The sequence below is a fragment of the Acinetobacter guillouiae CIP 63.46 genome, from assembly GCF_000368145.1.
In the GTDB taxonomy this organism is placed as follows: domain Bacteria; phylum Pseudomonadota; class Gammaproteobacteria; order Pseudomonadales; family Moraxellaceae; genus Acinetobacter; species Acinetobacter guillouiae.
In genome coordinates this window covers 1-13541 of record NZ_KB849281.1, presented here as the reverse complement: position 1 = coordinate 13541, position 13541 = coordinate 1, and the positions used below count along the sequence as shown (strand labels likewise).

Below are 13541 nucleotides of genomic sequence, written 5' to 3'. Positions count from 1 at the left end.
TTAATTCCCCATCATTTTATAAATGACAAATAAAATGATACTTGGAATCAGTATGCCTAAGCTGGCTTTTGATGTCTTATTGACCATAAAAACCCAAATGAATGCAGCACAGTGAATACAGAAAGCAAGTAGCGTTGCACTCATCGCAGCCGTGGCACGATAATCAGCAAATGTTTTTGCAATCACTATAGCGGACAAAGACGCAAGCAGATAACCACCAAGAATTGCCAGAGCAAAACGATAGAAAATCATGACACGATATTGTATGAGGGACGGTGCGGATTTAGCTCGTGTAGATACAGTCGGAGTTGAAACTGACGCGCTAAGTGCATCGAGTTCAGTCTGGCTATTCATAGGCAATCAAATAATGAAAGGTTAAAAATTAAGTAAATAATAACAATTATCATTTACTTTTTAAATACAAAAGTTAAATTTCATTGAAATAAAGCACTGGATTTATTTTGATTTTTGTGAGTAGGTTTTTTGCTAGAAGTGAACCCAGAAAGCGTGTAAAAAAATTCTTATGATTTTTTATAGTTACAACGATTTTTATCGTGACTATATTTTTGAGTATATGCCTTCGAACATAAAGCATACAGCGTATTCCGATATTTATTTATATCTTGTAGTGACATCTTGGAAAACAATAATATGGAAATTAAATAATGTTTATTCATGCTGAAGATGCGAAACGATTGGCAGCCAATTCAAACTTAAATATAGAGTTGTATAAAGTTCGTTTAGCCCAAATGATTGAAGAGAATGCCAAGCAGGGCAATACTGCTGTTTTTACAGTTTTACCTAAACATCTAGCTTTAGAGGATATTCGTGGGCTTTCTTCTGAGTTAACTCAATTGGGATATCACATACGTTTTGAAGTGGATGAGTTTTTCTATAGCTTTAATGTGTTTTGGAATTAACTCGGCAATATAGGCCATAGTTTTGAGCATGGCCTATATTGAAAAATAGAACGTATTGCTTGTCTATGATTCTTTTTGGTATTCATTGATGACTTCAAGCGCTGCACGAAATGCATCTTGGGTTGTGGGTGCGCCACAGTAAGGTAAACTGTGTAATAACACTTCCTGAATTTCTTCAACTGTTGCGCCATTATTCAATGCACCACGAATATGACCTTTTAGTTCGGTTGGACTTTTTTGTGCAACTAAAAATGCAATGGTAATCAAAGAGCGGTATTTACGTGGTAAAACACCCTCACGTTGCCAAGTTGAACCCCATGCATGCTCATTGATCCAGTCTTGCAAAGGTCTTGTAAAAGCAACAGTATTGTCTTGAGCGCGTTTTACAAAGCTTTCTCCCATCACTTCTGTACGGACTTTTAAGCCATTTTCATAATCTTGTTGAGACATCGTCTTTTTTCCTCAGCTATTATATTTTTAACACTATACCGTAATAGTCAAATAACCCATTGGCAATATGTCTATGTTAAAAAACAGCGATGGTGAATCGCTGTTTATGGTCAACGTTTTATATTGCCTTATCTCTTAAATGGCATTTGCCAAATAGATTTAAGTTGAGTGAAGATGAGGATTTTCTAATACCAACACCTGCTCTAATTTTTCATCAAAAATATCTGTGAGCATACTGTCATAACGAAGTGCATTATATTGGGTTAATTTTGTGGCTAAATCATCGCTGATTAAGCCACGAGTGACTGCATCCTGTATGCGCTCTTCAAATGTTAGCCCTTGATATTCACCTTTAGATTCCGCTTTTTTAAAGCTGTTCCAATCGTCTTCAACAGCTGTGAGTAGATTGAAGGTGGCTTCCATTCGTCCAAAAGCATCATTCGGATCAACAGTATAATAAACCTGCGTTTTTAAATAATCTCGGAACGGGTTATCTTGCATGAGCAGTTCCGCTGCTTCACTCTTTTGACGATCGCTTGGTTTCTTGATTGGTCGACCAAATGGGAAACAAACAAATTTAACCAGACTTGATGCAATTTGAATCGGAAAATTATCAAATAAGCCATAAAATGCTTCTTGGGCATCATAAAGCGTTTCGTCTAATGCAAGTTTGGCATGTACCTGTTCTTGCGAGGATCTTTGACCATTTTCATAAAATTTGAGAATGGCTGTTGCAATAAACATTTTGGAGTGAATATCAGCTAATCGCCCTGAGAGCATTTCTTTACGTTTAATATCACCAGCTAACAGTCCAAGACACATATCTGCGGTTAGGGCGAAGTCAGTACTGAATCGATTGATGATTTTATAATAAGGTTGAGTAAAAGCATCTGATGAGTCGGGTCGTTGACTACTTGCCCCAAACCATCCATAAGTGAACGCACGCGCGCCACGGTTTAAGGTGTAGCCTAAATGTTGATATAACATGGTGTTAAATGTATTTAAGGCAGAGGCTTTATCTTCGGCCTGTAACAGTTGTAATTCCTCAAATAAATAAGGATGGCAACGCATCGAACCTTGACCAAAGATCATCAACGAACGGCTTAAGATATTTGCCCCTTCAACCGTTATCGAGATCGGAATGGCTTGATACATATTGGCAAGAAAGTTACGCGGACCTTGTTGAATACCACGACCACCAGTGATGTCCATACCATGATTGACGATTTTTCGCATCGTTTCAGTGGCATAGTATTTTGCCATCGCGGTCATAACAGCGGGTTTGCCACCTTGATTTAAACCGCAAGTGACTAAATAGCGAAAAGCTTCCAACATATAGGTATGGCTGACGATGTCACTACTAACTTCTTGCACCCCTTCAAATTTACCTACTGATAATTTAAATTGTTGACGAATTTTAGCGAATGCACCTACAGATAAATACGTCATTTCACCTGCGGCTGTAGAAAGTGCAGGAAGTGAAATACCACGTCCAACAGCCAGACATTCCATCAGCATACGCCAGCCATTCCCCGCATTTTTTGCGCCACCAATAATCCAGTCAAGCGGAATAAAGACATCTTTACCTTCGACTGTACCATTCATAAATGGGGAACCACCCGGATGGTGCCTTGGTCCAACCTCTACGCCTGCATGAGAGGCGGGTATAAGAGCACAGGTAATACCATACTCAGTTTTAGTTTTATCTCCCAATAAGCCATCTGGGTCATACAGTTTGAAGGCGAGACCGACTACTGTTGCAACGGGTGCTAGGGTAATCCAGCGTTTTGAGAAATTCATTGTTAAGCCAAGCACTTGTTGACCTTCGAATTCCCCATAACAAACCACGCCAGTATCTGGAATCGCCCCAGCATCAGAACCCGCTTCAGGACTGGTGAGTCCAAAACAAGGAATTTCCTCACCCTTGGCTAAGCCGGGCAAATAACGATTTTTTTGTTCGTCTGTACCATAATTCAGTAAGAGCTCACCTGGTCCTAATGAGTTAGGCACCATACAGGTTACAGCGGTGGTTAAAGAACGTGAAGCAATTTTGCTCATAATACGACTTTGTGCAAAAGAGCTAAATTCACGACCACCATAAGTTTTAGGGATGATGAGTCCAAAAAAGCCATTGTCTTTAATAAATTGCCATGTCTCTGCATTCAGGTCTTTATTTTGATGAATTTCCCATTCATCTAGCAACTGACAGAGTTGTTCAACCTCATGATCTAAAAAAGATTGCTCTTCATTACTAAGCGTCGGGTAGGGATAATTGTTAAATTTTTCCCAATCTGGCGCCCCCATAAATAATTCTTTTTCCCACCAACTGGTACCCGCATCCAATGCTTCACGTTCAGTGGTACTCATGCTTGGCATTGCATTGGCTAATGTTTTATAGGCCGGTTTAGTCAAAACTTGCATTCGCAGTGGTTCAAACAGTAACACTAAACTGATGAGAATAAGCGGAAGACCAAGGATGAGAGACCACGGGCTGATCACAGCGCTCAGAATTGCAATGACAATCGTAGTGATACTTCCGACTGTTCGATGAAGTGCAAAAAAGAAAACAGCCCAGAGTGAGATGATTTGAATAAGTATTGCGATGAGTAATAGCATTAACATATTACCTCTACAGTTTTAATATTAATTTTGGGATCGGAAATACATCATTGAAGGTTATTCTTTCATCAATGATGTGATGAAAATTTAAACATGTAACTTATTAATAACGATTTTTTGACTTACTATTTAAGGTAAAAGTATTGTTGTTTTGTGAGTATAAGTTAACCAAATAATATTTATTGTCATATCGTGACCAGCGCATTAGGGGAATAAATAATTTTCCATTCATTTGCTCATTCACCTTAAGGCAGACTTGAATGATTTAAAATTTAAATAGTATTTAGCTAATTTTTGTTTGTGCTGTTTGGCTTGTTTTATGTCGCTGAAGCGCGTCGATCTGTTTTCAATGGCTTTCAATTTGCTGCTCAGTCTGTAAGAATCAGCAAGATAAAATTTTTAATGTTTAAAACAATAAAGCAGAAGACGGCATGGATTGTTGTTGCTCTTGGTCGGAATGGCTATTTTTACAAGAAAATGCTTAATTTTTGTGCAAATATTGATATTAATGCAATATTTGTGATGTACCATTTTTTTACGAAATGTCGTTATCACAGATCTTACGTTGACTGTAATACCAGGAAGGCTGATACTCTTGGGGTTAAATTTAAGCAAGTCGGTTCGTAAGGGCTGGGTCACAAGCTCGGTTCTCAAAACACAATTTAAAGCAAGGGGCTATATATGGCTGGTGGAAAGTCAACAATCATTTACACACTGACTGACGAGGCGCCATTGTTGGCGACTTATTCGCTACTGCCGATCATTGAGACCTTTACTAAGCCAGCTGGCGTAGAGATTGTCAAAACTGATATTTCTGTAGCTGCTCGTGTTCTTGCAGAATTCGCGGAATACTTAAGCGATGAACAGAAAGTATCTGACAACCTTGCGCATTTAGGGCGTCTTACTCAAGATCCAGACACTAACATTATCAAACTCCCAAATATCAGTGCATCTGTTGCTCAGTTGAGCGCATGTATTAAGGAACTTCAGTCAAAGGGTTATGCAATCCCAGACTATCCTGAAAATCCAACAACTGAAGAAGAAAAAGCAATTAAGGTACGTTATAGTAAGTGCCTTGGTTCAGCGGTGAATCCAGTGTTACGTGAAGGTAACTCTGACCGTCGTGCACCTGCAGCAGTGAAAAACTATGCGAAGAAACATCCACATTCAATGAGCGAATGGAAACAGTGGTCACAAACACATGTTTCGCATATGGATGAGGGCGATTTCTACCACGGTGAAAAGTCAATGACACTTGACCGTGCGCGTAACGTAAAAATGGAACTTATCACCAAAAATGGTGAGAGCATTGTGCTTAAGCCAAAAGTTGCATTACTTGATGGCGAAATCATCGATTCAATGTTTATGAGCAAGAAAGCGCTTTGCGATTTCTATGAGAAAGAACTTGATGATTGCCGTGAAGCAGGCATTTTATTTTCGTTGCATGTAAAAGCAACCATGATGAAAGTTTCACACCCGATTGTATTCGGTCACTGTGTAAAAATTTACTATAAAGAAGCATTTGAAAAGCACGCTAAGTTATTTGATGAGTTAGGTATTAACGTCAATAACGGTATGGCTGGTCTTTACGAGAAGATTGCAACTTTACCAACATCATTACGCGAAGAGATCATTGAAGATCTTCACGCTTGCCAAGAACACCGTCCTGCACTTGCAATGGTGGATTCAGCGAAAGGTATTACTAACTTCCATTCACCAAATGATGTGATTGTAGATGCATCTATGCCTGCGATGATTCGTGGTGGCGGTAAAATGTGGGGTGCTGATGGTAAGCAGTATGATTGTAAAGCTGTTATGCCAGAGTCAACATTCGCACGTATCTACCAAGAAATGATTAATTTCTGTAAGTGGAATGGTAACTTTGACCCACGTACTATGGGTACTGTGCCAAACGTTGGTTTGATGGCGCAAAAAGCTGAAGAATACGGTTCACATGACAAAACTTTTGAGATCACTGAAGCGGGTGTTGCAAACATCACAGATCTTGAAACTGGTGAAGTGTTGATGTCACAAACCGTTGAGGAAGGCGATATCTGGCGTATGTGTCAGGTGAAAGACGCACCGATTCGTGACTGGGTAAAACTTGCGGTAACGCGTGCGCGTAACTCAGGTATGCCAGCAATCTTCTGGCTTGACCCATACCGTCCACATGAAAATGAATTGATCAAGAAAGTACAAAAATACTTGAAAGATCATGATACAGCAGGTCTTGATATCCAAATCATGTCACAAGTACGTGCAATGCGTTATACGCTTGAACGTGTTGCTCGTGGTTTAGATACAATTTCAGTGACTGGTAACATTTTACGTGATTACTTAACTGACTTGTTCCCAATCATGGAATTGGGTACTTCTGCGAAAATGTTGTCTATCGTTCCGTTAATGGCGGGTGGCGGTATGTACGAAACAGGTGCGGGTGGTTCAGCACCTAAACACGTACAACAGCTTGTAGAAGAAAACCACTTGCGTTGGGACTCTCTTGGTGAATTCTTGGCCTTGGCTGTTTCTTTAGAAGAGCTAGGTATTAAAGAAGACAATGCGCGTGCTAAGTTATTGGCGAAAACATTGGATCAAGCAACTGGTCAATTGTTGGATAACGACAAGTCTCCATCACGCCGTACAGGTGAGCTTGACAACCGTGGTAGCCATTTCTACCTTGCGAAGTTCTGGGCTGAAGCACTTGCTGCACAAAATGACGATGCTGAATTAAAAGCCAAGTTTGCACCACTTGCAAAAGCATTGGATGAGAACGAAGACAAAATCCTTGCTGAGCTTGCAGCTGTTCAAGGTAAGCCAGCGGATATTGGTGGTTATTATGCAGTTGATACCGCTAAGGTTGAAGCTGTAATGCGTCCAAGTGCGACGCTTAACGCTACACTTGCAACTGTTTAAGTTTTAAATGCTATAAACCGACGATCTTGTTGGTGAGAAAAGCCGATGCATACGCATCGGCTTTTTTATTGAGGGAGTAAATCTTTGTTTAAGTTATTTATTTGCAAGTTTACGCATGAATCAATTTAAATGATGAGGGGGCGATTGGTTTTAATTGGTCTTGAGTTTTTTAGTTATAAAATAAAAACGCCCAATGAAATTCATTGGGCATTTTTACAATAAGCGGCAATTGCTTTATAGCTTAGAAGGACTAAATCCTAGCGACCATTACGTCCACGACCACGTGGTGCTTTGGTATTTGGGCGGGTGGTACCATTGGTCTTACGACGCGGTTTTTCACCATCTTCCATTTGCCAGATACGTTTAGTTCCAGATTTCTTTGTTGAACCATCTTTATTCTTACGAACGATGGGTTTTCCGCCTGTACCGCCAGGTTTCTTCACATAAGAGCGTGAGCGATAAGGTTCGTCTGCTGGAATATTTTGGAAGTCTGGATAAAGTAATGGTTCAATTTCTTTGGTTTCACCAGGTTGTAAACCCATTTGAACCAAATCAATTGCACCAATCTTGGTGCGGATCAAACGTAAAGTTGGAAAACCAACAGCCGAAGTCATACGACGGACTTGACGGTTACGGCCTTCACAAATAGAAATTTCAATCCAAGATGTTGGAATATTGGCACGGAAACGTACTGGTGGATCACGATCCCATAACCATTCAGGTTGTTCAACTTTATTCGCTTGAGCAGGTAAAGTCATACCATCTTTTAGCTCAACACCTTTACGCAACTGTTCTAGGGCTTCTTCAGTTACATTACCATCAACTTGCACCAAATAAGTTTTAAATTTCTTATTGGCAGGATTGGTAATGTATTGATTTAAACCACCATGATCAGTTAAAAAAACTAAACCTTCAGAGTCCATATCGAGACGACCCGCCAAACGCAAAGTCGAGTCATCTACGAAGTCGGACATCGTCATATGTGCTTCGTCTTTACGAAACTGGGAGAGGACGTCATAAGGTTTATTAAGAATGACAATTTTCACTTTAGACCACTAATAAATATCAATAAAATTTTTGAGTTTGATAAAGTTACCCGTTTGAAGAGAGTTGGGTAAAGATAAAGACTACGATATGTGCGCTACTATATCAGATTACGCTTTGTATTCTTCAACTTTATTTATTTACCTAGGCTGAGTTGTAAATACATTTTTCTTAGGCGGGGGATTGGTGGTTTTAACTTGCTAGAATTTACTATTACGTGAAATTGAGCTAGGCAACTTTAAAACAGCATCCGTTGAACCTAAGCCTTATAATAGAAAAAAAGCTGTACCACCTTTGGGTAGTACAGCTTTTTTGAATAGCGTAGATCTCAAATTTTAATCAGTGATCACAAGCTATTAGTTGGTTAATAATGTTATTTAGTGGTCATGTTTTAGATATTCAGGTTCTTTCGGTAATTTAAAACTACATAAGAAACAGATCACTAACATGATAATCACATAAAGGAAGAAGGTGCTTTCAATACCCGCTGCTTTGAACTGTAGTGCAACAGATGGCGCAGAACCACCAAAGATTGCATTACCCACAGCGTAAGAGAAACCAACACCCAATGCACGAACATGTGGTGGGAACATTTCTGCCTTAACCAATCCGCTGATAGAGGTATAGAAGCTGAGCAACATCATGAGGAAAATAAGTAACAGAGCAACCATTAATGGCGAATAACTGAAATGTGGCATCCAGATCACCATGACTGGATAGATGAAAATCGCCATAGTACCACTGAAGGCAAGCATTGCAGCACGACGGCCAATGCGGTCAGAAATAGCACCAAACACAGGTTGTGCAAGCATAAAGATAAAGAGTGAAGCTGTCATAATGAATCCGACAGTTTTACTATCTACACCCATATTGGTGAGGTAGGTCTTTGAATATACTGTAATCACATAGAAGGTGAGAGAACCCGCAGAGGTATAACCTACAACCAATAAGAAGGTTTTCCAGTGATTTTTAAACAGTTCACTTAAGCTTCCAGATTCTTCTTTATCACTGTCTTCGCTAGATAATGTTTCTTCCAAACGACTACGTGCAAGTAGGGAGATAATTGCAGCAATACCACCAATGACAAAAGGAATACGCCAGCCACCATCAAGCAATTGCTGCTCTGATAGGAATGCCAGCATAATAACACCGAGCAAGCTTGCTAATAATTGACCGCCCGACAAGGTGACATATTGGAAAGAAGCAAAAAAGCCTCGTTGACCCTTTAAGCCAAGCTCACTCATATAGGTTGCTACAGCACCATATTCACCACCTACAGATAAACCCTGTAGCAGGCGAACAAGTAAAAGTAGGAAAGGTGCTGCCATTCCAACTTGTTCATAGGTTGGGAGTGCGGCAAATAAGAAAGAGCTTACTGCCATAAGACAGATGGAAATGACCATTGATTTTTTACGGCCATGTTTATCGGCAATTCGTCCGAAAACCCAGCTACCAATTGGTCGCATAAAGAAGCTGGCTGCAAAGACACCCCATACATAAATTGCTTGAGTACCGGAGTCCATATCAGGTGCAGTTAATGCTTTAGTGAAATATGCCGCAAACACAGCATAAATATAAAAATCAAACCATTCTACTAAGTTTCCTGAAGCTGCGCCGACGATACCGCGTATACGACCTCGCTTCTCTTCTTTAGTGTAAGTTTTATCCATTATTTACATCCATGAGATAGGTTGAATCGCAATAAATTCAAAATTCATTACGATTTAAAAAACAGGAATAATGTTAAAGATTTTAAGACTAAATAATAATTGCAAAGATGGTTAATTTGATTAGAGGTCATGGGATAGGCAGAAGGAATTAAAAAATGAATTTTGATTTATTTTTTCATTAAAATTCATGTGAAAACATATAGTAAAAGTGAATTACTTTTGTAATTAATCTTAACTTGATTGTGGTTTTGTGAAAATTATTTTTTTAAAATATAAAGCAATGGCAAAAAACACCAATAATAAAAATAAAATTACGTTTTTTTGTTTGTGATCTATTGTGGTGCATAATTTAATGCAATGAAATATATGAATATATTGTGGTTTTAAGGTGGCTGGTTTGGTCATCAATCTATTGTCAAAATGTTATAGATTTTTAAATTAAATGGCGAATATAAAATCAAAAAATTAGAAATAATGTTTATAGTGAAAATGTAAAGTAAGTCTCACTTTTAAAGATCTGACTCTTGGAAAATTTATGTGTATGGAAAAGCAAAGCTAATATTTTTATTTTAAGCATTAGGAATGATTGAGCTTGTCGATTTATATAAAAAATGATGGGTTAAATGACATTAAATAATGGAACATTATGCTTTATTCAGTAGAGAAATGTTGTTATTCCTCGTATAAATCTCAAAAAATGTACGAATTAGACTAGACTGATATGCGTTAAGAATGGTTAGAAGTATTGTCTATTTGGCAATTATTTTGGATTTGCCAACTATAATAAAAGGGAGAACCTCAACAATGGGTTATCAGAAGATCGTAGTGCCTGCTGATGGTAGCAAAATTACTGTAAATGCAGACTTGTCACTGAATGTTCCAAATCATCCAATCATTCCTTTTATTGAAGGGGATGGTATTGGTGTTGATATTACACCTGCCATGAAAGCTGTTGTAGATGCCGCAATTCAAAAAGCTTATGGTGGTAAACGTTCGATCGAATGGATGGAAGTTTACTGTGGTGAAAAGGCAGATAAAATCTACGGGACATATATGCCTGAAGAAACTTTTGAGGCACTGCGGGAATTTGTGGTTTCGATTAAGGGTCCATTAACTACGCCTGTGGGCGGTGGTATTCGTTCATTAAATGTCGCTTTACGCCAAGAACTCGACCTTTACGTTTGTGTGCGCCCTGTACGCTGGTTTGAAGGTGTGCCGTCACCTGTTCAACATCCTGAATTGACTGACATGGTGATTTTCCGTGAAAATTCCGAAGATATCTATGCAGGTATCGAATGGAAAGCGGATTCTCCTGAAGCGAAAAAAGTCATTAAATTCTTAAAAGAAGAAATGGGTGTAACCAAGATTCGTTTTGAAGATAATTGTGGGATTGGTATTAAACCTGTATCGAAAGAAGGTACTCAGCGTTTAGTGCGTAAAGCGATTCAGTTTGCGATTGATAATGATAAGCCGAGTGTAACTTTAGTGCATAAAGGCAATATCATGAAATATACCGAAGGTGCATTCAAAGAATGGGGTTATGAACTGGCAATTGATCGTTTTGGTGGCGAGCTGATTGATGGCGGCCCTTGGGTAAAAATTAAAAATCCAAGAACGGGTAAAGAGATCATTATTAAAGATGTGATTGCAGATGCCTTTCTACAGCAAATCTTAATGCGTCCTTCTGAATACTCTGTGATTGCGACACTTAACTTAAATGGTGACTATATTTCTGATGCGTTGGCAGCTGAAGTCGGTGGTATTGGTATTGCGCCGGGTGCAAATATTGGTGGTGCAATTTCTGTATATGAAGCGACTCACGGTACAGCACCAAAATATGCGGGCCAAGATAAAGTCAATCCAGGCTCTATCATTCTTTCTGCGGAAATGATGCTTCGTGATATGGGGTGGATTGAAGCTGCTGATTTGATTATTCAGGGCGTATCGGGAGCGATTGCTGCGAAAACTGTCACCTATGACTTTGAGCGATTGATGCCAGGTGCAACTTTGCTCCGCTGTTCTGAATTCGGTCAAGCAATCATTGATAACATGGATAATTAATCTAAAGACAACTTAATCAAAGGTCTGCCAAGTGCAGGCCTTTTTATTTATAAGCCTCTTAATTTAATAATAAAACATGCGACAAGCTAAGACACCTATCTACTAAAAATAGCCACCCTTATTATGTACAAATTTGTGTACATAAATCACAATGTACACAGGAAATTAGGATTATGTACACATGGCTATTACCGAAACATGGCTCAAAGCTAATTACAATAAGGTACGAGATAAAGTAGAAGAGTTTGCTGATAGGGATGCTATGAGTGTAAGAGTGTCTGCTAAAGGTAAAATCACATTCCAGTTAAGATTTAGAATGGAAGGCAAAGCAGCACGAATTGATATTGGTACTTATCCAAATGTCTCGCTTAAAGATGCTCGGGATAAATCACAAGAACTTCGTGCACAAATAGAAAAAGGTTTAGATCCAAGACTTGAGAGAAAAATTCAAAAACATAAGAGTACTGCGCAGAATATAACCCTTAAAGAACTGTATGAGTCTTGGGCTGAAAAATACTTATTTAAAAACAAAAAAAGTGCTCAAGAAATTAGTAGAAGTTTTGAATTGCATGTTTTCCCTAAAATTGGCGATTTACCTGCAGATAGAATAAGCATGCAACATTGGCTTGATTTGCTTGAACCATTAGCTGAACAAGTTCCTTTTATTGCTGAGAGAATAGTTTCGAATGGAAAGCAAATGATGAGTTGGGCGGTAAGGCGTCAAGTTTGCATAAACAATCCTCTCGCAGATATTAATCCCAAAGTTGATTTGCATATTGAATATGTGCCCAATGATAGAACTTTATCTGATCCTGAGCTTGCTAGCATTTGGCGATCTTTGATGAGAAGTAGGATGTTCATTCGCAACAGAATTTTTGTTCAATTATGTTTTGTGTATGGTTGTAGATCTGGTGAGCTTCGAGTAGCTGAAAAATCTCATATTGATAAAGATAAAATGATTTGGACCATTCCAGCTGAAAATCATAAAACAGGTTTAAAAAGTGGTAAGCCTTTACTTAGGCCTTTAACTAAAGAGACTTTACAACTATTTGAATTGGCTGCCACATTAAATGATTCTAATTATTTATTTGTCAGCGGTAAAAACAAAAATCAGCCTTTAAGTCGTGGTGCGCTAATTAGCCTACCTTACGATCTAACAGAATACTTAGCAAGAGAAGAAGATATAAAGATCGATCACTGGTCACTACATGATATCCGGCGAACAATGCGAACAAACATGTCAAAACTGACTGAACCACATATAGCAGAAATTATGATTGGTCATGCACTGCCTATAATGTTTAGAGTGTATGACCATCATGATTATATTGAAGAACAAAGGGAAGCATTGCAAAAATGGATAGCTAGGCTTCAAGAGATTGTTGCGCCTTATCCTGTTTTTTAAGAGAAATCTCCCATTCTAAAACATCGGATACTGTCCATAAATTTGCACCACCCCGATAGCTGATTGTTGGGGCAGGGAAGTTTCTCTTCTCCTGCCATCTTAATAAAGTGCGCTTAGAAATATTTCCAAACTTTTCGCAAAGTTGAGCTGCACTTAAATATTGCTCGCCTGTCATTCAACCTTCCTCCTTTTCTTCTTTCACATGAACCCAATAATCAATACTTGCTTCAGCTTGTAACTCAAAAACTTTTTTTGCAGTTAGGGCATTCAATTTCCCATACCCCAACATGATTATCTTCATGTACTTGATTATTGATATCTTCTCGATTCATTCCCCATGAGCAGTAGGGGCAATTAAAATCCATCACGCCACTTCTCCCAAACTCTTGACCACTTCACTTGGCAACCCAAACACATCACGAAAAGCCTTATCAAATTCACCGCTTGCAATGAATGTAT

10 protein-coding genes are annotated in these 13541 nt (G+C 38.7%); 4 read left to right on the top strand and 6 right to left on the bottom strand.

Features of this window, described 5'->3' with window-relative positions; genetic code table 11:
* The gene (locus tag F981_RS00065) at nucleotides 1-354 is read right to left on the bottom strand and encodes a hypothetical protein (protein WP_004717011.1); all 354 of its coding nucleotides are present in this window, start codon (nucleotides 352-354) and stop codon (nucleotides 1-3) included.
* A 311-nt stretch (nucleotides 355-665) separates the two neighbouring features.
* On the opposite strand from F981_RS00065, the gene F981_RS00060 reads away from it, so the two are divergent.
* On the top strand, nucleotides 666-920 hold the full coding sequence (locus F981_RS00060; protein WP_004717008.1) for a hypothetical protein: 255 nt from the start codon (nucleotides 666-668) through the stop codon (nucleotides 918-920).
* 63 nt (nucleotides 921-983) lie between these two features.
* Here the strand turns inward: F981_RS00060 and F981_RS00055 are convergent, their stop codons facing one another.
* Both F981_RS00055 and F981_RS00050 read right to left on the bottom strand, forming a co-directional pair.
* A complete protein-coding gene (locus tag F981_RS00055; protein ID WP_004717007.1) occupies nucleotides 984-1370 on the bottom strand; it encodes a carboxymuconolactone decarboxylase family protein in 387 nt (128 codons plus the stop codon).
* A 159-nt stretch (nucleotides 1371-1529) separates the two neighbouring features.
* A complete protein-coding gene (locus F981_RS00050) occupies nucleotides 1530-3986 on the bottom strand; it encodes an acyl-CoA dehydrogenase (RefSeq protein WP_004717004.1) in 2457 nt (818 codons plus the stop codon).
* A 684-nt stretch (nucleotides 3987-4670) separates the two neighbouring features.
* Between F981_RS00050 and F981_RS00040 the strand changes: the two genes are divergently transcribed.
* A complete protein-coding gene (locus F981_RS00040) occupies nucleotides 4671-6902 on the top strand; it encodes an NADP-dependent isocitrate dehydrogenase (protein WP_004717003.1) in 2232 nt (743 codons plus the stop codon).
* 257 nt (nucleotides 6903-7159) lie between these two features.
* Here F981_RS00040 and F981_RS00035 read toward each other — a convergent pair whose 3' ends face one another.
* Together F981_RS00035 and F981_RS00030 are read right to left on the bottom strand one after the other, a co-directional pair.
* The gene (locus tag F981_RS00035; RefSeq protein WP_004717001.1) at nucleotides 7160-7948 is read right to left on the bottom strand and encodes a pseudouridine synthase; all 789 of its coding nucleotides are present in this window, start codon (nucleotides 7946-7948) and stop codon (nucleotides 7160-7162) included.
* Nucleotides 7949-8323: 375 nt separating this feature from the next.
* A complete protein-coding gene (locus F981_RS00030; RefSeq protein ID WP_004716999.1) occupies nucleotides 8324-9616 on the bottom strand; it encodes an MFS transporter in 1293 nt (430 codons plus the stop codon).
* An 804-nt stretch (nucleotides 9617-10420) separates the two neighbouring features.
* On the opposite strand from F981_RS00030, the gene icd reads away from it, so the two are divergent.
* Complete coding sequence (gene icd / locus F981_RS00025; RefSeq protein WP_004716997.1) at nucleotides 10421-11677, top strand: NADP-dependent isocitrate dehydrogenase; 1257 nt, start codon at nucleotides 10421-10423, stop codon at nucleotides 11675-11677.
* A gap of 181 nt (nucleotides 11678-11858) precedes the next feature.
* Nucleotides 11859-13082 carry a tyrosine-type recombinase/integrase gene (locus F981_RS00020; protein WP_004716995.1) on the top strand — a complete coding sequence of 408 codons (1224 nt, stop codon included), beginning with the start codon at nucleotides 11859-11861 and terminating at the stop codon, nucleotides 13080-13082.
* Here F981_RS00020 and F981_RS00015 read toward each other — a convergent pair.
* Nucleotides 13042-13257 (bottom strand): helix-turn-helix transcriptional regulator, encoded by a 216-nt coding sequence (locus F981_RS00015; RefSeq protein WP_004716994.1) that lies wholly within the window; start codon nucleotides 13255-13257, stop codon nucleotides 13042-13044. The genes F981_RS00020 and F981_RS00015 overlap by 41 nt on opposite strands.
* Nucleotides 13258-13541: the final 284 nt, after the last annotated feature.